Origin of the sequence: Oceanotoga sp. (genome assembly GCF_030445905.1) — a bacterium.
In the GTDB taxonomy this organism is placed as follows: Bacteria; Thermotogota; Thermotogae; order Petrotogales; family Petrotogaceae; genus Oceanotoga; species Oceanotoga teriensis.
Window position 1 is genome coordinate 1 of the sequence record NZ_JASUSU010000050.1, and the last position, 20,759, is coordinate 20,759.

A 20,759-nucleotide genomic window follows, 5' to 3' on the forward strand; every position below is an offset into this window, starting at 1 on the left:
ATTTGGATTTATAATATACTATATATTAATAACAAGAGACGATACAGATGAATATGAATTAAAAGAAATAGACATAAAAAGAGGTGATTTGATTATGACTAGAGGTAGACAACTTTACGAGGACGGAATTAAAAAGGGTAAGTTGGAAGGAATGAAGCTTGGAGAATATTTAAAAGCAAAAGATACAGTTAAAAAGTTATTATCAAAAAAATTAGATAAAAAAACTATTTCAGAAGTAACAGAATTATCTATAGAACAAATCAACAAAATTGAAGAAGAAATGAATGAAAACAAGAATTAATCTACAGCCTCCTTTTTTAAGGAGGCATTTTTTATTGAAAAATTAACCTATCAACCGTTTAATTAATTAACATAGATATATTGTATAATTCAAACAACAAGTATCAATTTAAATGTTCTTTTTCCCTCACAGCAGAATAATTTCTCAGTGGGTTTTATTTTAAAAACCATTTATAAAGGGGGTCATTATGTCAAAAGAATACATATTATCCAAACAAATAAATTGGGCCAAAAGACAAGGACTCAAATTATATGGAAGTGAAATAAATAATGGTGAAAAAACGTATGTAATAAACTTAGAGAACAACCTGTTTCAAAAAATGTGTGCACAAACAAAACAACAATTTTTAAATGGAGATGGGAATGAAATAACAGACTCAGGAAAAAGTCTAGCAAAAATGAAAGCTCTTCATTCTTCGTCTTCTATAACAGTTAATATATTTCTATATTGGAAAAAGAAGGATTTGGACTCCCTATTAAAATCATTAAAACTAACTAGAAAAAAAACAAATGTTAAAAAAGAAATGATTTTTGAATCTAAACAACCAATATCTAAAGAATATAAAAGACCACCTAATTTAGATTTAGTAATAAAAACAGAAGATAATAAAATCTTTGCAATAGAAAGCAAATTCACAGAACCTTTTTCAACTTATGAAAAAAAAGGTATATATATTAAGTATATAAACCATCAAAAGCTTTGGAATGGAATACCTAATACATATGAATTAGCTAAAAAATTATGTCCTGAAAATAAAGAATATAAGTACTTAGATGCATCACAATTAATAAAACATATTTTGGGATTAAAAAATAACTATGGAAAATCAAAATTCAAACTATTATATCTCTATTATGATGCCTTTTCTAAAGAAGCTTATGAACATAAAAAAGAAATAGAAAATTTTTCTGAAATAGTCAAAAAAGATAACATAAAATTTTATTCAATGAGTTATCAAGAATTAATAATTGACTTATCTAAAAATTATCGGGAAAATAATGAAAAATATATAAACTACATAACTGAAAGGTACCTATAAAAAGGAGATAAAAATGAGAGGAATATCTAATAATTTTATAAAAAATTTAAAAGATGGGATACTAAAACCAATATTAGAATACATCAAAGAAGATTCAAACCTGATCTTAGAAATAAGAAATGATTACATAAACATCTACTATCGTGGAGGAAACTTACTAAAAATTTCTGAAAAGACTATTGGTATTTCCAAATATGACTTTTATTTCAACAACAAATACATATTAAATCCTAACAAAACCAATGTTAAAATAACAAATAATATGAAAGTTATCGATTCTACAAATCCTAAGGATGTTGAAAAATGGATAGATATCATACCACATATAAAATATGAAATGGATAAATGGCTATCAAAATATAAAAAGTTAGAAAAAGAATATCAGCAAACAATAGTTAGAGAAAACAATATAGACTTAGCAAAAAGTACCGATTATTTCATATGCGACATTGAAAATGCAAAAGGTAAAGGAAGATATGATCTAATAGCAGTAAAATGGATATCAAATGGTGCAAAAAGGAAAAGTGGAAAAAACTTAAGATTAGCTTTTGTAGAATTAAAATTTGGGGATGGTTCGCTTAAAGGATCTTCAGGGTTAGAAAAACACATAAAAGATGTGGACGAATTCTTATCAAACCAAAAAAATATAGATAATATAAAAGAAGAAATGAAAAAAACATTCAACCAAAAATTAGAATTATGCCTAATAGAAAATCAAAATAAAATTGAAAATTTTAGTGATGAAAAGCCAGAATATATTTTGGTCTTGGCTAATCATGACCCAGATTCTACACTTTTAAGAATAGAATTAAAAAAAATCCAACCAAGCGAAAATTTCGAACTAAAAATAGCAACATCTAATTTCATGGGATATGGACTATTTCAAGAAGCCATTTATACTCTGGATGAATTTAAGAAAAAATTCTGTGAACAAATATAAGTTAATTTAAACAAAAAACAGAAGATTTTTTATAAAAAATTTTCTGTTTTTTTATGCATTTTTGCATATCAATTATGAACCGCTTACAGCTAATTGAATAATGCCCATAAGAATTTTAAAAACTATAAAAATCCAACCAAGCGAAATAAATAATTATATATTCTTAAAAATACGTGTTAACCTATGTCATAAAATTTTATATATCATAATTTTTATATGATGAATCAAAAGAAGAAATTATTGTTTCATTAAAATTTGAATATCCTTTTAATGAATCTTTAGAATGGAATGATCATTTGGTTGGAATTGCAGGAAGCTCAAATTCAAAAAAAATTGAAAATAATCAATTCTATTTTGATGCATACATTTTAATACCAGATGAAAAAGGCACTCATTATATATCTCATAATGGTATATATTTGCACATACTAAACGAAAAGTGTACCACCCTATCACACAAATCCTGTATAATGAAATTTGGCAAAAAAAGCATTCTACAGGAGGAAAAGAAAGGTGATAGAGATGGTACAATACAATTATATAAGATTTTTGTATTTTAACAAACACAAAACTCATAGAGCATTAGCAAAAGAAATGGAGATATACAAAGAAAGTTACTTCTACAGTAAGATAATACTATTCAACGGAGAAAGCTACCGTTACAGAAACCGAAGGTAAGAAATTATGGTACATAATTAGGTTAGCAGGGTGGTATAGTTTTCGGTTAGCAATAGCAACGGGATTTTGGTAGCAAAAGAGGATAGGGTTAATGATATTAGGGAGGTTTATCAAAATTTTTATGGGGATAGAAAATAAAAATTTTGATTGTTGGAGGATCGAGGTTGGATGTTGGAAGTAAAAAAGCAAAGTCTCTAAAACTCCCCGCAAAGAGCAGCACCCCTCTAATCTCTCATTTCAGAGGGGATTCAAACCTTTAAATATCAAATATAGATATCAACTTAGGTTGGTATCTTTTTTTATAGGTTTTATGATGGTTATAAATTAATCAAGTGATAGATTAATTCTATTTTTTAGAGTTTTTGAAAAACTATGAAAATTAAAGATTTTTTATTGTAATTGATTTTAATTGCCGTTATACATACGTATATGCGCGTAGAAGAACTTCATTTTTTTGATAAGTCGTGAGAAAAATTTATAAGTCATCGTAGATGACAAAGAATGCAAAATAGCTTATATGCTAATGTGTTATTTATTATATTGTTGTTTGTATTTTTTTATGGATATTTCAGGAGAGAGAAACTTTTTCAAAAATGATAGGAGGAAAGAATGAAGGAAAAGATTGAATTAACAACACCAAAGAAATTTGCAAGGAAGAACGGGATTGAGTATGTGGATGTTTTGTCTGCTATTAGGTTATCTGGTATCAGGCCAATTTATAAGGAGGTTAATATTACTCTTTTTGAAGAAAGGGATTTGATAGAATCTTTTGATAGGTATTTCCCGGGTATTTTGGAGTAGAAATCGTGGAGTGATTTCTGTATTTTCTCACTTGACAAAGAGAAATATAATTATGTATAATTATACGAACATATGTATATATAATGATTTAATAAAAATTTGGTATAATAGGGGTGAGAGATGGGGGAAGATAACTTTTATAAAGTTAATAAAACACTTTCTAAATTAATTGAAGAAATTCAAAAAAATAATATATTTGATGAAAATTTTCCCTCTTTAAGAAAAACTATTGAAAATTTTGACATAAATGAAGTTTTTGATAATATGTTGAGTTTTTATGAGATAATTGAGAAATATGATATAAATGGGATAATTGATCATTTTGATAGCAGCGAAATGAATGTCAGCTATAGGTTAAAATCTTTAGAGTCACTTAAAATTAAATGGAATAAAAATATAGGAAAATCAAAACAATTGAGAGAAGTTTGCAATGACTCTTTAGCTTTTAGAATTATTGTAAATATTGAAAAAGAAAGAGTTTTAGAAATAATTGAGAAAGTTTATAAATATGATAAAGGTTTTGAAGTAGTTGATTTTTATAAAGATCATAAATCAAAAGATGATGGTTATAGAGGTATTCATTTATATTTTAGATTCAATCCAAAGTCATTTCCTGTTGAAATTCAAATTTGGAATAGAAAAGATGCTATTTTAAATTATTATACCCATGAAATTATATATAAAAGCGATAATAAAGAAGACTATGAGGAATATTCCTATAAACTGAGAAAATGGTTAGATAATTTGCCTGAAGCACCAAAAAATATTGATAAAGAATTTATTGATTTTTGGTATGAAATGTTTTTAGAAGTAGATAACAGAGGTGATTAGTATGAGTTATTTGTATGCAAGAAGAGTTGGGAAAAAAGGAACTTGGTTAATAAAAATGGATATGAAAAAAGCGTTGAAAATAATAAAAGAAAATGACGAAATGAGAGATTATTTAGGAGTTATTGGAGGGAAAAATATAAATAGTCTTAAAAGAACTTATGGGGAATATGCTCCGTTTAAAGAAGTGGATTCTTTAGAGGAAATTAAAAAGGAAATGCATATATAGTAAAGATTTTTAATTTTTAACAGATTCAGAATGACAAGTTATTTCTGTTGGAAGATATTGAGAATTTGTAAAACAAATTCCCTGTTGTTAGTTGTTAGTAAGAACCTCTAAAAAACAAAAACCAAGTGCCTAAACTCCTCCCCTGTTTCACAGTAACAGAACAAATTCAAAATTACATATATCAGAGATATCAACTTTGGTTGGTATCTTTTTTGTTATTAATTTGTATTTTTTGGTATTTACTTCTTGGTGCACATACTAAATGAAAAGTGTACCAAAAATAAGGGTTCGCTAAACGAAAAGTGTACCACCCTATCACAACAAATCCTGTATAATGAAATTTGGTAAAAAAAGCATTCTACAGGAGGAAAAGAAAGGTGATAGAGATGGTACAATACAATTATATAACATTTTCGTATTTTAACAAACACAAAACTCATAGAGCGATATCAAAAGAAATGGGGATATAAAGAAAGTTACCGTTACAGAAATCGAAGACAGTAAATTAAAGGAAACTGAAAAAAGATTCGATTTTTCTCTTTTTATACAAAAAGAGATAGAAAAGAAGTTCTTCTTTCTATATGGTACATAATTGGGTTAGCAGGGTGGTAGAGCTTTCGGTTAGCAATAGCAAGAGGAGGTATTTTTATGATTAATAATATGGATGATTTTATTAAATATTTAGATACGTTATCCAACGAAGAGTTAAGAGAAGAAATGGAAAGTTTTGGAATTGAATTTAAAGAAAATGATGAATTATATGATAATTAATGGAATACAAATTATGAAATGTATAATTTGGAAGTATCATTTGATGAAAATGTAGAAAAATATTCAAAAAGTGAAGATTTGGGTAAGGCAGCTTAGAATGAATAATACATCAATATTTCAATTTAAAAAATACTTACACTTATCTCATCCTTTTTTAATTTTGCCATGATATTCTTCATATTCGAAGAATAACGTTCCATTATTAAAAATTTTTAGTATCAAAAATCATATATTCAAAGCTATTTCTTTTTCACTTCATTTGTTTAAAATAAAAAACAGCTTGGCCTTTTTTATATGCAGGGGAAGAGGTGGAGGTTTTGGAAAAGGTTTTTAAAACATTAGAAGAACAAGTTGATTTGTTAAAAAGTAGAGGGTTAAGGGTAGAAGAAGTGGCTTGCAATAATTGAATATAGAACTAGGACATCATTCTATGGTGTGGTAACTAAAATAACGTACTCGGTTAGGACTTATGCTAGCCAACATGGACTTTTACAACCCCCTTGCTTTAGCTGGGGGTTGTTGACAATGATTCTTCTTTTATAATATTCTTGTATAGTTGTCTATTTTGTATATGGCGTCAGATGGTTCTGGGTTTAGAAATTTATTTATATGAAGTTTTTGTCTATTTCCGATTAATAAAATAGGGATTTTTAGTTCGGTTTTAATTTCGTATGGATAATAGTGTTCTCCTATCCTCTTTATAAGTCTTCTAGAATCAATAACTATAAATCTATGGATTATTTTTATGTTTGAAAATAATTCAAATTTAAAATTACTATTATTGATTTTTTTTGCTAGATCATTTACCATTATGTCTGAAATCCATCTCAATGTTTTTCCAGAATTAATAAATTTATAAATGTAATCTTTTGTATAGTATTCATTTGACTTTAGTTCCACGTGAAGGATGAATAAATTGTTTCCATCATCAGGTTCCGGTATTATTATGTAATCTGGAAAAGATTTATCTTTTGAAAAAATGGGGAACATCTCTAGATCTATTTTTTGCTTTTTGAAGTTTGCTGGGTCAAATGCCAATATTATTTTTCCTTTATCTTTGAAATCAAGTTCAACTTCCTTATTTTTAGCTCCTTTATCCGGTTCTATTAGTGTTTCATATTCTTTGTTTTTTTGAAATTGAAATTCCTGATTAATGTTATCCAAGATATATTCGTAAAGGTCATATGATGTATATTCTTTGCTCTTCAAATATCTTCATCTTCGCTTTCCGTGATAGAAAAATATATGTCATCAGATATATCTTGTATTTTGTTTATTGAATCTTTGAAATTCTTTAGGTCTAATCCATTTAATTTGTCAAATGCTAATTTTTCTATTTTACCATTATTTATAAAATATGAATTGACTTTTTTATAGTCTAGTATCATATCTTCTGAGTAATTATGTTCTTTTATTATTTCTTCTTTTCCTTTAAAATCCTGAGATAATAGCATTAGATTGTTTATTTCTCTAACTATGAAATCACTATGCGTGCTTATTATTACTTTTAATCCAGAGTTGATCATTTTTGCAAAGAATTGAGCTAATCTTCTTTGATTATCTGGGTGTAAGTTCATTCCTGGTTCGTCTATTAATACAATGTCTCCTTTTTTTGCGTAATAAAGAAGATAATAATATAATCCAAATAATGATTTTACTATTGATGATGAATTACTTAACGATAATTTTATGTTTGTATTTTTTGGAATGTAATAAAAACCGGTGTTATCTTTGGAAAAATTTCCTTCTAAAATATTGAGGAGCTCTTCTGCTAAATCTTTGAATAGGTCGTTAGGTTTTTGGTTATTAGTTAAACTTAGTAAAAAATTGTAATAATCTTCTATCGGTTTTGGATAATTATACCTTAATGAAGGATCATATAATTTTGTATCTATATTTTGGTTTTTGTTTTCTCTATATAAGTCCCTAAATATATTAGAATTTATTGTTCTTAAGTAGTTTAATTCGTTATAATATATGCTGATTCCTTCTCTTATTGAGGGAATTAAAAAAGCAGAAGAGTAAATATTTTCGTATATGTAATCGAATATAAAATTTTTCATAACAACTTTAAAAAGCTTATCCGGTATGCGGTCTAAATCTAAAGGGTTCATGGTAAGGTGTGATTTGTATTTAGAAATTTGTTCTATTTTTATATCTAGGTCATTTATAAGTCCTAGTCTTCTATCTTCAGTATTTTTATTTTCAAATTTTTCTAAAAGTTCTTTTTTTGTGAAATCAACGTCTATGATAGCATCTGATAATAATTCTTTTTCCATGTTTAAAAAATTAGGTAACTCATCCTTTGTTTCTTGAATTAATTTTGGCAAAATATTTTCTTTATATTCATCTGCTATTGTTTTTATATCTAATTTTATTTCTGTTAGAGACTTATATGTGTCTTTATTTTTAATATCTAATATTGAAAGATTATGGCCTCTATGAATTCTTTGAGAATTAAATGAATAATTTTTTGATATTTTGGAGAAAATAGCATAAAATAAATAAGTTAGGTATGTTTTTCCTGAGTTGTTTGGACCACATATTATGGTAAGATCATTATTTTCAATTTTTCCTTCTTTTATAGGTCCAAAATTTTTTATGGTTATTTTCATTGTAAAAACTCCTTAATTTGTTTTTATTTTCATTATTTACATTAATTTTATCATAAAAAATATAATTATCATCGTTTCATTGAAATTGCTATTGCTAACCAAATATTGTACCACCCTGCTAACCTAATTATGCATCATATAGAAAGAAGAAGTTCTTTTCTGCCTCTTATGTATAAAAAGAGAAATTGAACCTTTATAAGCATTCCCTTAATTTCTCGTCTTTGGTTTTTAGTCTTCGCCCTCTGAATAGTTTTATCTTGCTGTTGTGGATTAACCTGTCTATAATCGCTGCTTTAATCTTTTCATCATGAAATATTCTAGACCATTCTGCAAATTTAAGATTAGTAGGAATTAAAATTGTGTTTGCTTATTGAACGAAGGCTTTTTATCTTTTATTCTTAACTTAGTACTCCTGTAAGTTATAATTCTTAATGTAGGAATAAAAAATAATAAATTATAAGGGGTGAGATTATATGGAGCATGAATACTTAGAGATTGTAAGTATTTTTGAAGATGTATTTGAAGATGTATTTCCAGATAGTGTAATAACCAAATTAATTAAAATTATTAATATTCACTCATCAGTTTCCGATCTCATGTTCGAAAGAAAGTTGAGAAGATTTTTAAATGAAATAGATAGAATTCCTCAAGGTGAAAAAGGGGAATTAATAAATGAAATCAAAAGTGAAAAAGATCTGGAGGATTTGGGGCTAAAATTACTTGATATTATTAATGAATCAGACGATGAAAATAAGAGTACTTTAATCGGTAGATTATTTATTTTGCTTTTAGAAGAAAAATTGAATGAAAAGGAATTTTTTAGAGTTAGCCATTTAGTTAATAACAGTTATTATGACGATTTGTTTGAGCTAAAAAAATTTTCAAATGAAGGTACTATTTTGTCAAATGATTCTAGTGTTGATAAAGATATACTAGAGAGCTTGTCTAATTATGGATTTATAGAAATTAAAGGTATAGATGGTGGTAATGTAATAGATCCAAATAGTGGAGGAACTATTTATGGTATTAATAAATATGGCATCATTGTAAGGGATATTCTTTAATTTTATAAAAAAGTATAAAGATGATGAGTTGAATGATAAGTATGATTGAAAATTATAAAAATGGATCAAAAAGAAGCAAATATAGACTCTTTAATGCAGGGGAAAAATAACTTTCAAAAAGATAATTATAGAGAATGAGATATTTTTCAATATAAATCGTTAGATTTAAAAATATATTATACAGTTAAGACTGATTTTAAAAAATTAGAAACAAGTGATATCATCTTTAATAATAATAATATCTTAAAAATCTAATATTTTATATGTGCTCAATAACAAATATTAAAAAAAATCAAAATGCAGATTTTTATTACCATTTTTTTAGTTTCACATCTATACATATTATACGAGGGGGGATAAAAATGAGAAAAAGGACTAGGAAAGTTACAATAGCAATTTTAGAATTTAATGATGATGATTCAAATTTTATAAAATTCTTTAACTTTGAAGAATCGCATAAATATAAAGGAAGAAGATTTTTTAAAAGCGGTGATGGTAAAAATGTCTTATCTGTTGAAATTACCAAAGTTGCTGATTTAAAGTTTTACCGAGGTGTTTTTTATAAAAGCTCTCAAATTATAAATAGTTATTATTTTGATGAAGTAAGATATGTGGATTCAGATGTTAATGATAGAGTGCAAGACAACGAACATGTAGTTAATGCTTTTCGTTTTTTAATAATTCCTCATGATGGAAAAGAATATTTTGTTTTTGAAGATGTTAGGACACCTACAAAAAATGACTTTAGAGATCTGATAATAGAATACTATTTACAAAATAAAATTTCTGAGAATTTAATATTAAACATAAAGGATGCTCCTAGAGGTTATTTTCCAAATCTAAGCGAAGTAGATGTAAGGAAAGTGACTATAAAGAAGTACGGTGGTACACATGGAGATAAAAAATTTTCAGACTCTTTGCAAGTAGACACCGTTACAGAAACAGAAATAAAACCTCAACCTAGAAAAGCGGGAGTCGATGTTCGCTTAGATAGAGGTGGCCCTGAAGGAAATAAATTATATATAACAGATGGTAGAAATAGATCAGAAATTCAAGAAATCATAATTGACGAATGCGATGAAGTATTTTTAGTTTATAAGATAGGGAAAGAAAAACATATATATAATTTAAAAAATCAAAAAATAACTGATTATTTAGAAATTGATGAAAACTCCATTAGTGATCATCAGGCAATATGGAATATTTTATATAGTCAATATAAAACATATTTTTAAAAATGAGGAGATAAAATGAATTTGAAGAAAATATTTTTTGATAATTATATTTTTTTATTAGTGATAACGATTGTATCTATTTTTATTATAATTTCTCACAATTTCAATCTGTTTTTTATAAATGATTTATACAATTTATTAAATACAAGTAATGATTATTTAAACACTACGCTAAGTATTGTTATAAATGTATCTGGGATATTAGCTGGTTTTATTTTTACCGGTACTACTATATTTTTAAGTTTAGAAAATGTATATGATTTTTTAAAAGAATCTGGTAGGCTTAAATACATATTTAAGAATTTTATTAAAACGATAACACATTTGACGATTTTAATTATTTATTCCTTGATTATTAAATTCTTTTCTATTGATATTTTAATATTAATTGTAATAGGAGTATCTTTATACACCCTGATTGAATTATTATCTTTTTTAAATATATTTGGGTCTGCTTTTGAGGCAAACTCTGCGTTAGATGAGGAGAAAGAAAAAAATGAAAAAAAGCAGAAAGAAATGGAAGCGGAAATGGATAGGCAACTAAGAGAAAAAGAGAACGAAAAATAATTTATAGTTAGTATAATTAAAGTCCCTGTAATGATATGATACCTACAAAGTAGACAAGAGTTATAAAAAACTCACTTTTTAACAGAAATAGTAAATAAATCATTGACAAACAAATCAACAGAATCTTGGTTAAAAGAATCATGAAAAGAAGCGGGAGCTATATAGATAAAATAAAGCAACACGCTCAGATTCCTTCTAACTTTGGTAAAGTTCCCAAGCTAGATTTGCTATAGGTGGGTTACTATTATTTTACTTCTCTTGTTTTCCATAATGCCATTGGGTGATTTCTAATTCGTTCTAGAATCTTCTTATCCTCAAATAAGAGCTCTGGAATGTATTCACCGCTTTATACTATTTTTATCTCTCGCTGATATGGCAGCATAGAATACAACACACTTCTTGAGCATCTCTTCTTCCGATTTATCAAATAGACCATAGTGAATCATATTTTTTACAACATATAAATATGTCGTAATTAGACAAGTATATGGCCTCCTTGATCCGTTATTGTAAATAAATCTTCCGGTACCATCAGTTTCCATTCACTATTATAGAAGCTATTGCCCTTTGTTTCACTCACAAGGTATCGTCTGCTTTTTCCTATTTTACTTTTACAATATTCTATGAACTCTTTTGATAACTGCATCTCTTTTCGATAATGATCAAGGAGATATCCTACCCGTTGATATAGTCCCTGGGTATTATATATGTCAAGATATCGCTTTAGTTTATTCTCATCTAAATATTGGATTCCTTCCAGGCAGTTTAACAATTCTTCAAAACCACCTATTTTATTGAAATCCCTTATGCTGTCAACAACTGTCCGTTCCATATCTGTTATTCTAACCCCGGTTGTGTTCTTTGCTTCTAAAATACCCTCACTCATCCTAGATGCAACATATTTATAAGTTACGTGATCATATTCAAAGTGATTGAATTTTGTTTCAGATGAAACATACACTTCATAAAACACTTGATTCGCCAGCCCATAATATTCAAAAGCACTGTGATGAGAGATATATGCAGTGTCGGTTATGGCGCAAGCGATTTGATAACGAGTTGCTACAATCTGCCCTGTTGTTGGGTTTACAACAGAATAGATATTCTTTCTGACCTTCCTAACCCAGTCTCTTTTCATCAAACGATTTAGCTGAGTATACGCTGTCTTCTCATTACCTGTAAGCTTTTTCACATCATCGATTGTAAAAACCGGATACTTCGCCAGCTTAGTTAACACATCCACTTGTCTCACCCTTTTTTAATTTTGCCATGATATTCTTCATATTCGAAGAATAACGTTCCGTTATTAAAAATATTATACCTATTCTATATGAGCTTTTTTATCTTTTTTTTAATTTTACCACGTTATTCTTCAGAAGTAAAGAAAATAATTCCATTATTAAAAATTTTTAGTATCAAAAATCATATATTCAAAGCTATTTCTTTTTCACTTTATTTGTTTAAAATAAAAAAAGCTTGGCGTTTTTTTATATGCAGGGGAAAAGGTGGAGGTTTTGGAAAAGATTTTTAAAACATTAGAAGAACAAACTGGTAAAAAATTTTAGAGATTGAAATTAATATAGCTTGATAAGTGAGTATAAAGATCTTTTTCTAAAGCAGAAAAATTTTTCTTCATAACCATACTCCTAGGTATTTGTCTATTTTATCTTGTATATTTAATTTTTTTGAATATAATTCTAAATTTTTTAGATTTTTGTTTTGGTCGTTTATATATGATTTTATGGATTTTCTGAATATTTCAACATCTAATTTATTTCTATATCTCATTACATCGCATATGGTTTTATCTCTATCGAAGATTTTTATTTTTATTCCCATTTTTTCATAATAGTCAACACCTATTTGTAGTATTTTTGGTTCTATATAGAAGACTTTTATCAGTGGATAATCTATTTTATATTTTGATTTTTCATTGTTTTTATTGACAGCAATTTGAGTTTCAGAAGGAACTCTGTCTATGTATTTATAATGAAATAATGCACTTTCTAAATATATTATTGCCTCTGGGAATAGTCTTGCGATTATAACATCTTCTGGATATATGTTGTTATTTATTTCATAATATCCTCTTTTTATTTTATTTATTTTTCCTTGTATTAGTAATTTTTTTATTTCTCTATCTGAAAGACCTGCTTTTTTTAATTGATTCGTTTTTAGAATCCCTTTGTTTTTATTGAATAGTTCATTTAATTTTTTATTTGAGATATCTTTGATTTTAATCACCCTCTTTGCTAATGGGAAAGCGTGTATTTTGATACAATTATACCACATTTTTTTACTTTTTTTGTGTATAAAGTTATTGTAGTAACAGAGAGGAGTTTTTAGTGGTAAAAGAAGAGAAGGTTAGTGGTATTAGAGAGTTTTATAGGAATTTCTATGGAGATAAAAGATGAAAATTTTGGTTAGTTGGAGTCGGAGGAAACATTGGGCTCTTTGGTCCTGCTTAGAGTAGTGTTTGTTGTGGATAAAAATACAATATCTTCAAGTTTATACCCTCGCTTATGATGACATACGCTTAACCTTTTAAAATAAGCTGCTTTTCAGCAGCTTATAATTTTGATGCTCCAAGGTTTATCCACCTTTTTTCATTATTTTCTTGAATAACTATGATTTTATAGTTATATTTATTTTTTATTTTTTTAAAGAGATCTGGAGATATTTTTATTGCTAGTAGCAAAGAGTTTTCTTTGTGATTTTGTCTTCTTGAAGTGATATACCTTATTTTTACGTTTTTGTTGTAGTCGGTTTCTTTATTTTTCAATAATTCTTGTATGTCTAAAAAATCTTTTAGTTCTTTTAAAAGTTTTTGATTTTCTACTGCTATCATTAAATCCATTGCTTCATCTAAACATATCCCAACGCCGTAATTAAAAGCATCGTTAATTTTTGCTGTATAACAAAATATTTCTTTTTGTATTTTTTCTTCCATAGCGCTTTTTGAATTGTTTAAGACGTTTATGTATTTCTTTGGTATAAGCCATTTACCCTGTTGCTTTTTTGCTATTAACCTTCCCCTTCTTATGTCTTTTGATATTGTGTCTTGTTTTTTATTCAATATTTTTGCCAATTCTTCGGTTGTATAGTAATCTTGTTCTTCCATACATATATAGTTATCGAACGCTTCTATTAAAGCTCTTTTTATGAGACGTTCTAAGTCTTCGAAGTTCCCTTTGTTTATAATTTTGTCTATTTCTTGTGGTGATTTGTTTGGAGTTGTTTTGAATACTTGATTTATTCCAATATCACCTTTTTCGAGTGCCTTATAATATTCTTTTCTATCGTTTTCTTTCAATCCTTTTATTACTATGTTTGGATATCCTTTCATCAACAATATATAGTTCATAACTATTCTGCCGGTTCTACCGTTACCATCGTTGAAAGGATGAATACCTTCAAAATAATTATGTATTCTTGCCATTGCTTGATATATATTATATTTTTCTAGTGAATAAGTTACGTAGTTTATCCAGTTTTCAACCCAGAATTCTATATCATTTTCCGGGGGATTTGTGTTTGGAGCATTGAAAATATCTACTTTATTATTTCTGAATCCTCCGTTTATTTTTTCATTTGATGATTCACTTAATAGTTGTTTATGTATTTGCCTTATTGTGGCTTTGCGTAGGTCAAATTCGTTGTCTTTGTATAATTCTATAGCATAACTGTACCAATGCTTAGCTGTGGAGAAATAGTTTATTATTTCGTCATCTTGGTCATAATTGCCTTTGATTATAGATTTTAAATCTTTTTCTGAAGCGACTATCCCTTCTATTTTTAGAGAGTGCCTAGTATCGTTTTTTATCAGGTAAAGCCATTCTTTGTTTGTGATATCTACTTTTTCGAGTTTTAATATGTTTTTTCTTGGTAGTATCAAGTCCATATTATCACCTCTGTTGTCCGGATAATCATTTACTTTTTATTTACATTAGCTATTTAGTCCTTATTTATTGATTATTACATAGATTGTAGGTTTAAATTAGGGTTTTATAGTTCGGACAGTACTTAAATCCTATATTTTATCACAAAACTGTTATTAGATATAACTTTAGATAGGCTTTGTATCATTTTATTATAACACATTGCGTTTTAATTTTTACTTTCTATGTTCCTTTAAAATAAGGCTTTTTATTTTATGTTTATATTATAGAAATTTTATAGAAATATATTGTGGAAATTACTAGGTTCTTAGACGATTTCAGAATGCCTTTATAGTGAAAGGTTTATCTTAAATTAGCTTTTAAATACTTATTTTGTAACTTTAGAGTTTTATAATTTTAATAGTAGTTAGTGCCAAGGTGTTCTTCGAGAGCCTTGGCCTTTTTTTATAGTTCTAAATATTTTTAGAAGGAACTCTGATATGGGTATTCTTTCAAGAATTCTTTCCATCATATAGATTCTTAAGACTATGTCTGAATTGAGATTTTTTTCTTTTGATAAATTTCTTATTAATGCTTTTAATTGCATTAGACTTTTCATAAGATTATCTCCAAGTATTCTCTTAATGTTTTTTCGATTTTTAGTTTTTTTGAGTATTCTATTAATTTGTTTAGGTTTTTATCTTTTCTGGATACATAAGCTTTTAATGAGTTTTTGAATACGTCTTTATCCATATTGTTTCTGTTTTTGATAATATCACATATTGTTCTCTCTTTATCATATACTTTTATTTCTCTTCCAAAATTGGTTTTTGTTTTTGTTAGTCCGAGATTATAGTTTTCTTTTTTTGTCCAGTGTATGTTTACATTATATTTTTCAAGATTTTTGAGGTTATAACCCTGAGGGAGAGTTACCGTGTAATTTATTGGATCTCTATCTGTCAAATTATGTAAGTATAGTGCTGTTTCGTGAGAAAAGACTATTTTAGGAAATTTTTTTTGCAATATATACATTTCGTCTTCAAAAGTTTCTGGAGTAATGTATATACCCCTGTCTACTCTTTCAAGAATATTTTTTTCTATAAAAATATTTAGATATTGTCTTGGGATTCCTAATTCAACAACCTCTTTTGTAGTTATTAGCCCATTTTTTCTATTTATTAATTTTTGTAATTTTTCAATATAATTCATATAATCACCTCTTTACAAATACACTATAATTATACACGATTAATGTGTAAAAGTCAAATTTGTGATCCATATGATAATAAACAAAAATCATACACTTGTTTGTGATTGGTAAAAGAGGCTTAAGTGGTCTACAAAGAATGGCAGTCTATCATAGAAGGTTAGGTCTAATTTGGTTTTAATTACACTCTTTTCTAATAGGTAAGCGGGGGTTTTAATACAATAAAATAATATTTTTTTAATAGAAATAACGGCTTGATTGATATTTTTAGTTCTAAATATTTTTAGAAAGTTAATTTTAACATTAACTTATTGAAGTAATAAGGAACTTGATATATAATAGTTCTTAAATAGTAGAGTAAGTTAATTAAATTATTAATTTATTCTTTAAAAAAGGAACTGATGTTATGATGAAGTATTATGAAGAATTTTCAGATTTGGAAGTTTTTAATTTAGAAGAAGCATCTGAAATAGTTGGAAATAAAAATAATGCAAAAGTTTTGTTGAATTCTTATTTGAAAAAAGGTTTTGTAAAGAGAATTAGAAGGAACCATTATTGTTTTGTTGGGTTTAATAATAATTATAGTTGTAATCGGTATTTGATTGGAAGTAAAATAAATAGTACTTCTTATTTAGGCTATCACAGCGCTATTGAGTTGCATGGGTTATCTCACCAAGTAAGCAATGTTGTTTATGTTTTGTCTGATGTATATTTTAAAGATTTTGAATTTGAAGGATTTTATTATAAATATTCTGGAAAAGGTATTAAAAATGGAATTTCCACGTATAAGATGAATAAAGATATTAAATACACTGATTTGGAAAGATCTATTGTTGATTGTATTGATAGGCCTATTTTTTGTGGAGGAGAAAATGAGATAGATGAAATATTAAAGATTTCTCCTGTTTTGAATGAAGAATCTTTAATGAAATATTTGCAAGAGTACAATAAAAAGATTCTTTATCAGAAAGTGGGTTTTTTCATGGAAAAGTATCAAGAAAATCTAAATATTTCAAACTTGTTTTTAGAAAAGATAGAAGCAAGAATTGGTAAAACAAATAAATACTTAAATGAAGAGGCGAAGAATGGGAAGGGCTTTTTAGTTAAGAGATGGAACTTAATTGTACCTTATTATCTTGATAAGAAGGGTGAGCTTTTTGTTTAATAATTATGATTATAAGTATTATTCCAAGTTGTCTAGCCAATCAGGGTTCCATAAAGACGTTATTGAAAAAGTTCATAGACTAATTAATACATACAACGGAACTTACTCCAGCATCAACCACCTGTTCTAATGAAATCGAAATTAAAGTAGCTAGAAGTGCAAGTATTCTTGTATGAAATAATTAAGAAACAGCTCTCTTGCCTTCATATAAAAAACCAAAGAAAGATAAATAGGTAATATTATAAATGCTCAAACATGTACAAAGGAAGTTTCACATTTTCTAATAGCTAGAAAACAAAAATATCTGATTAAGAAAGATCATTTTATTAATTCTTTAAGATGCGGAATATTGTTCAATATCGTTTATTAATTTTCTTTCTCTGGCTTCGCTAATATAATTATTTAGTTCTTTTACTGCTTCTTCAGCTAAAGGCCTTGTAATATGTGGTTTTAATTCTATAATTCTGTTAACTACTTTCAGATCATCTTCCAGTTTTTCATTTTTTTTCACATACAAAGCAGTAGCCACACATTCTAATTCTTTAACAGACTTACTAGCTAATTTCTCCACAATAAAATCAGTACGATCTTTGTATTCCTGAATAGTATTAACAAATTTTGTTTCCAACACACTAGCGTAATTTCCTGGTAAAAAAGTAGCCCCATAAGGTATTCGAGGTTGCATTTCAATAAAATTATCGGCGCGCATTGAGGAGAGTTCATCCCTTAAATCAAAGGAGAAAGGACCATGTTTGTATAATATAAAATTATAATTCATAGGGATATTCAAGAAATTTTCTAAAAAATAAGTACATTTTTGAATGTGAGTTTCCCCCGTCCAACTACCTTTTTTATTCATCTTACGAATAAAAGAAATAATTAAGGCTTTCCTCTTCAAACCTTTAAGCATCTTCATCTTCTTCCTCCCCTTCTAATAATGTATCATCCTTATTTTTTAATATATCTTCTTTATTTTCCATAAGCCATTCCATTGCCTTGTCTTTTATTTCAGGAGAAACTACTATTGCTAACCGAAAACTGTACCTCCATGCTAACCTAATTATATACCATAATTTCTTGCCATTGGTTCCTGTAACGGTAGCTTTCTCCGTTGAATAGTATTATCTTACTGTTGTGGATTAACCTGTCTATAATCGCTGTTGTCATCCTTCTGCAAATTCAAGATTACTGTTTAACAAGAGAAATCCTTATTCAGGATTTGTGTGATAGTGTGGTACAGTTTTCGTTTAGTATGTGCAAGGAATCTTGACAAAATTTTGTTAAAAACTTTGTCCAGTTGAATTTAAAAACAGAACCATTAGTGTATTTTTTACCTTGTAAAAAATCAAGATTTTTCCTTATTAGCCAATTTAAACTTCCTCTTTAATCTTATTCCAATTCATTATTTAATCTTTAATTACTATAACACTTTTATTTATGTGTTGACATTACACTCTAATTGGAGTATAATAGTTCTGATTAGAGTGTTTGCTTAAGGAGGGGGAATAAAAATTGGATTCTATATGGTTTTTTATTGGTATCGGTTTTTTAGCTCAAATGATTGATGGAGCTTTGGGAATGGCATATGGAGTTACTTCTAATACTTTGCTATTGTCTGTAGGTATTCCGCCAGTTATTTCAAGCGCTTCTGTTCATTTTGCTGAGGTTTTCACTACATTGATATCCGGATTTTCACACTTTAGATTAGGGAATGTAGATAAAAATTTGCTTAAAAAATTAGTAATTCCTGGGATAGTTGGTGGGGTTTTAGGTGCTTATATTTTAGTTAACATTAAAGGTAGTTTAATTAAACCATTTATTGGTATTTATTTGCTAATTATGGGTATTAGAATAATTTATAAAGTTTTTACTTTGTCTAGAAAGCGAAAAGAATTAATAGTTCAGAGAAGACACTTTTCCATTTTGGCTTTAGTTGGTGGTTTTTTTGATGCTATTGGTGGAGGCGGTTGGGGACCAATTGTTACTTCTACTTTAGTATCTGATGGAAAAAATCCTAGAAAAACAATAGGTTCTGTTAATGCAGCGGAGTTTTTTGTGACAGTATCAGAGGTTGTTGCATTTTTAGCAATGGCTTCACAATTTAATTGGACAGTGATCGCAGGATTAATAATTGGAGGTTGTATAGCTGCTCCTATGGCTGCACTTATGACTAAAAAAATACCACTTAAAGCACTAATGGGGACTTTGGGAGTGGTTATTTGCCTTTTGAGTATTAGAAATATTTATTCTATTTTTTGATGTAAAACTTTGAGTTGGCTTTTGCTTTTTAGGAATATTTTCTTTCTGCTGTAATAATTTTGAAGTTAATTACTAAAGAGGATGTCTTATTATATTAGTTAATGGATCTGAAGAAAGATTTTGATCACTGAGTACTTTAGAAAAATCAAAACAGTTTTTAATGTTATAGATAAAAGAAGCAAGTCTTAAAAAGACTTGCTTCTTTTGATAAATGTTCATTATCTTGTTGAAGATTTCTTAAGAATACATTCGCATCAATTATTTTCATATTTATCTTTCACGACTTTTTCCCAAATCCTGCTTTCTTCATTGAGCAATTCTTCATTTTTATACCTTTTTAATGCTCCACGGAGAGATTTATGTTTATTTTTTAGATCATCTGGTAAATCTGTTATCTTAGATAATTCATCATTGATAGTAATCTTTCTAATATAGCTCATTGGTAGCACCTCTTCATTGTTTCTTTTTAAATTATACTATAATTCTTTAACAGTTTTTTTGTTGGAAGATGGAAAAGTATTTGCTTCGTAAATGGGTAATAGAAATACCAATTCTTAGGTGATGCTGATAGTGAGAGAATGATTTCTATAATTGGTAAAAGGGAAAAGCTCAAGTCCCTTCCCAGCTATGCTAGGATTCTTCAAAAAAATTTAGGGGTGTTTAAAATAAGTATTATTTTTATAATATATTAATCAAAGTGTTGTAAAATGTTAGTTACGGTATATTCGGGCGAAAGAAGGAGATATGAATGAAAGTCAGATATGACAGGGAAGGGGACACATTGGATATGCTCTTGGAAGATAGACAGATACATCATGCTGAAGAACATGGGCAAATAATAGTGAATTATGATGAGAATGGGAAAGCAGTTGAAATAGAGATACTAAACGTCAGCAAATTACTTGGGGAATTTGTAACTGAAATTCTTAAATCACCAAAAAGAGAAATAGTTGAAATTGAATGAATCCAAATTTCATTATACAGGATTTGTGTAATAGGGTGGTACACTTTTCGTTTAGTATGTGCAAGGGTGACGTATATTAGTGATATCAAGTTGGGAGAATGTATTTTGAAATTTTCTTGCGGCTGTATAATAAAAATGGTTGATGAGATACTTGACAAAAGGGATAAAAAAAGATATCACTCCTCATAGAACAAAAAACAAAAAAATAAAAAGAGAGA

The 20,759-nt window shown here is 27.5% G+C and carries 24 protein-coding genes and 1 pseudogene; 14 read left to right on the plus strand and 11 right to left on the minus strand.

Going from position 1 to position 20,759, the window contains the following annotated elements; genetic code table 11:
• The 8 genes and pseudogenes from PWP28_RS11905 to PWP28_RS11940 all read left to right on the plus strand — a co-directional run.
• Nucleotides 1–301: pseudogene (locus PWP28_RS11905) on the plus strand (hypothetical protein); the annotation flags it as partial.
• 187 nt (nucleotides 302–488) lie between these two features.
• The gene (locus tag PWP28_RS11910) at nucleotides 489–1,340 is read left to right on the plus strand and encodes a hypothetical protein (RefSeq protein ID WP_308644814.1); all 852 of its coding nucleotides are present in this window, start codon (nucleotides 489–491) and stop codon (nucleotides 1,338–1,340) included.
• A 13-nt stretch (nucleotides 1,341–1,353) separates the two neighbouring features.
• Entirely contained in the window at nucleotides 1,354–2,280 is a 927-nt protein-coding gene (locus PWP28_RS11915) for a hypothetical protein (RefSeq protein WP_308644815.1), read from the plus strand.
• A gap of 296 nt (nucleotides 2,281–2,576) precedes the next feature.
• Entirely contained in the window at nucleotides 2,577–2,840 is a 264-nt protein-coding gene (locus tag PWP28_RS11920) for a hypothetical protein (RefSeq protein WP_308644816.1), read from the plus strand.
• Between the two features lie 727 nt (nucleotides 2,841–3,567).
• Nucleotides 3,568–3,759, plus strand: a complete 192-nt coding sequence (locus PWP28_RS11925) for a hypothetical protein (protein WP_091405020.1) — start codon at nucleotides 3,568–3,570, stop codon at nucleotides 3,757–3,759.
• Between the two features lie 120 nt (nucleotides 3,760–3,879).
• Nucleotides 3,880–4,590, plus strand: coding sequence for a hypothetical protein (locus tag PWP28_RS11930; RefSeq protein ID WP_308644817.1), 711 nt, complete (start codon nucleotides 3,880–3,882; stop codon nucleotides 4,588–4,590).
• Nucleotide 4,591: 1 nt separating this feature from the next.
• Nucleotides 4,592–4,816, plus strand: a complete 225-nt coding sequence (locus PWP28_RS11935) for a hypothetical protein (RefSeq protein WP_308644818.1) — start codon at nucleotides 4,592–4,594, stop codon at nucleotides 4,814–4,816.
• Between the two features lie 648 nt (nucleotides 4,817–5,464).
• Nucleotides 5,465–5,587, plus strand: coding sequence for a hypothetical protein (locus PWP28_RS11940; protein ID WP_308644819.1), 123 nt, complete (start codon nucleotides 5,465–5,467; stop codon nucleotides 5,585–5,587).
• A 537-nt stretch (nucleotides 5,588–6,124) separates the two neighbouring features.
• On the opposite strand, the gene PWP28_RS11945 is transcribed toward PWP28_RS11940, so the two are convergent.
• From PWP28_RS11945 to PWP28_RS13875, 3 genes are all read right to left on the minus strand, one after another.
• The gene (locus PWP28_RS11945) at nucleotides 6,125–6,796 is read right to left on the minus strand and encodes a hypothetical protein (protein ID WP_308644820.1); all 672 of its coding nucleotides are present in this window, start codon (nucleotides 6,794–6,796) and stop codon (nucleotides 6,125–6,127) included.
• Nucleotides 6,793–8,202: an AAA family ATPase gene (locus PWP28_RS11950; RefSeq protein ID WP_308644821.1), complete on the minus strand. Its 1,410-nt coding sequence runs from the start codon at nucleotides 8,200–8,202 to the stop codon at nucleotides 6,793–6,795. Before PWP28_RS11950 ends, PWP28_RS11945 begins: the two co-directional genes overlap by 4 nt.
• 193 nt (nucleotides 8,203–8,395) lie before the next feature.
• Complete coding sequence (locus PWP28_RS13875) at nucleotides 8,396–8,560, minus strand: ATP-binding protein (protein WP_374045495.1); 165 nt, start codon at nucleotides 8,558–8,560, stop codon at nucleotides 8,396–8,398.
• A 115-nt stretch (nucleotides 8,561–8,675) separates the two neighbouring features.
• Between PWP28_RS13875 and PWP28_RS11955 the strand changes: the two genes are divergently transcribed.
• The 3 genes from PWP28_RS11955 to PWP28_RS11965 all read left to right on the plus strand — a co-directional run bounded on the left by PWP28_RS11955 (nucleotide 8,676) and on the right by PWP28_RS11965 (nucleotide 11,068).
• Complete coding sequence (locus tag PWP28_RS11955) at nucleotides 8,676–9,266, plus strand: hypothetical protein (RefSeq protein WP_308644822.1); 591 nt, start codon at nucleotides 8,676–8,678, stop codon at nucleotides 9,264–9,266.
• 362 nt (nucleotides 9,267–9,628) lie between these two features.
• Entirely contained in the window at nucleotides 9,629–10,501 is an 873-nt protein-coding gene (locus PWP28_RS11960) for a hypothetical protein (protein ID WP_308644823.1), read from the plus strand.
• A 21-nt stretch (nucleotides 10,502–10,522) separates the two neighbouring features.
• On the plus strand, nucleotides 10,523–11,068 hold the full coding sequence (locus PWP28_RS11965; RefSeq protein ID WP_308644824.1) for a hypothetical protein: 546 nt from the start codon (nucleotides 10,523–10,525) through the stop codon (nucleotides 11,066–11,068).
• Nucleotides 11,069–11,543: 475 nt separating this feature from the next.
• On the opposite strand, the gene PWP28_RS11970 is transcribed toward PWP28_RS11965, so the two are convergent.
• The 5 genes from PWP28_RS11970 to PWP28_RS11990 form a co-directional block, all read right to left on the minus strand.
• Nucleotides 11,544–12,311, minus strand: a complete 768-nt coding sequence (locus PWP28_RS11970) for a type IV toxin-antitoxin system AbiEi family antitoxin (RefSeq protein ID WP_308644825.1) — start codon at nucleotides 12,309–12,311, stop codon at nucleotides 11,544–11,546.
• A gap of 389 nt (nucleotides 12,312–12,700) precedes the next feature.
• Nucleotides 12,701–13,312 (minus strand): type IV toxin-antitoxin system AbiEi family antitoxin domain-containing protein, encoded by a 612-nt coding sequence (locus tag PWP28_RS11975; protein ID WP_308644826.1) that lies wholly within the window; start codon nucleotides 13,310–13,312, stop codon nucleotides 12,701–12,703.
• A 325-nt stretch (nucleotides 13,313–13,637) separates the two neighbouring features.
• Entirely contained in the window at nucleotides 13,638–14,969 is a 1,332-nt protein-coding gene (locus PWP28_RS11980) for a Fic family protein (protein WP_308644827.1), read from the minus strand.
• A 404-nt stretch (nucleotides 14,970–15,373) separates the two neighbouring features.
• Nucleotides 15,374–15,565, minus strand: a complete 192-nt coding sequence (locus tag PWP28_RS11985; RefSeq protein WP_308644828.1) for a hypothetical protein — start codon at nucleotides 15,563–15,565, stop codon at nucleotides 15,374–15,376.
• Complete coding sequence (locus tag PWP28_RS11990) at nucleotides 15,562–16,155, minus strand: type IV toxin-antitoxin system AbiEi family antitoxin domain-containing protein (protein ID WP_308644829.1); 594 nt, start codon at nucleotides 16,153–16,155, stop codon at nucleotides 15,562–15,564. The genes PWP28_RS11985 and PWP28_RS11990 overlap by 4 nt, the downstream gene beginning before the upstream one ends.
• 404 nt (nucleotides 16,156–16,559) lie before the next feature.
• Here PWP28_RS11990 and PWP28_RS11995 point away from each other — a divergent pair, with 404 nt between their 5' ends.
• A complete protein-coding gene (locus PWP28_RS11995; RefSeq protein WP_308644830.1) occupies nucleotides 16,560–17,318 on the plus strand; it encodes a hypothetical protein in 759 nt (252 codons plus the stop codon).
• Nucleotides 17,319–17,652: 334 nt separating this feature from the next.
• Here the strand turns inward: PWP28_RS11995 and PWP28_RS12000 are convergent, their stop codons facing one another.
• Together PWP28_RS12000 and PWP28_RS13880 are read right to left on the minus strand one after the other, a co-directional pair.
• Nucleotides 17,653–18,234: a hypothetical protein gene (locus tag PWP28_RS12000; RefSeq protein ID WP_308644831.1), complete on the minus strand. Its 582-nt coding sequence runs from the start codon at nucleotides 18,232–18,234 to the stop codon at nucleotides 17,653–17,655.
• Between the two features lie 140 nt (nucleotides 18,235–18,374).
• A complete protein-coding gene (locus PWP28_RS13880; protein ID WP_374045494.1) occupies nucleotides 18,375–18,485 on the minus strand; it encodes an ATP-binding protein in 111 nt (36 codons plus the stop codon).
• A 345-nt stretch (nucleotides 18,486–18,830) separates the two neighbouring features.
• Here PWP28_RS13880 and PWP28_RS12005 point away from each other — a divergent pair, with 345 nt between their 5' ends.
• On the plus strand, nucleotides 18,831–19,577 hold the full coding sequence (locus PWP28_RS12005; RefSeq protein WP_308644832.1) for a sulfite exporter TauE/SafE family protein: 747 nt from the start codon (nucleotides 18,831–18,833) through the stop codon (nucleotides 19,575–19,577).
• A 254-nt stretch (nucleotides 19,578–19,831) separates the two neighbouring features.
• Here PWP28_RS12005 and PWP28_RS12010 read toward each other — a convergent pair whose 3' ends face one another.
• Nucleotides 19,832–20,017: a hypothetical protein gene (locus tag PWP28_RS12010; protein ID WP_308644833.1), complete on the minus strand. Its 186-nt coding sequence runs from the start codon at nucleotides 20,015–20,017 to the stop codon at nucleotides 19,832–19,834.
• A gap of 308 nt (nucleotides 20,018–20,325) precedes the next feature.
• Between PWP28_RS12010 and PWP28_RS12015 the strand changes: the two genes are divergently transcribed.
• Nucleotides 20,326–20,541, plus strand: a complete 216-nt coding sequence (locus tag PWP28_RS12015) for a DUF2283 domain-containing protein (protein ID WP_308644834.1) — start codon at nucleotides 20,326–20,328, stop codon at nucleotides 20,539–20,541.
• Nucleotides 20,542–20,759 lie beyond the last annotated feature (218 nt).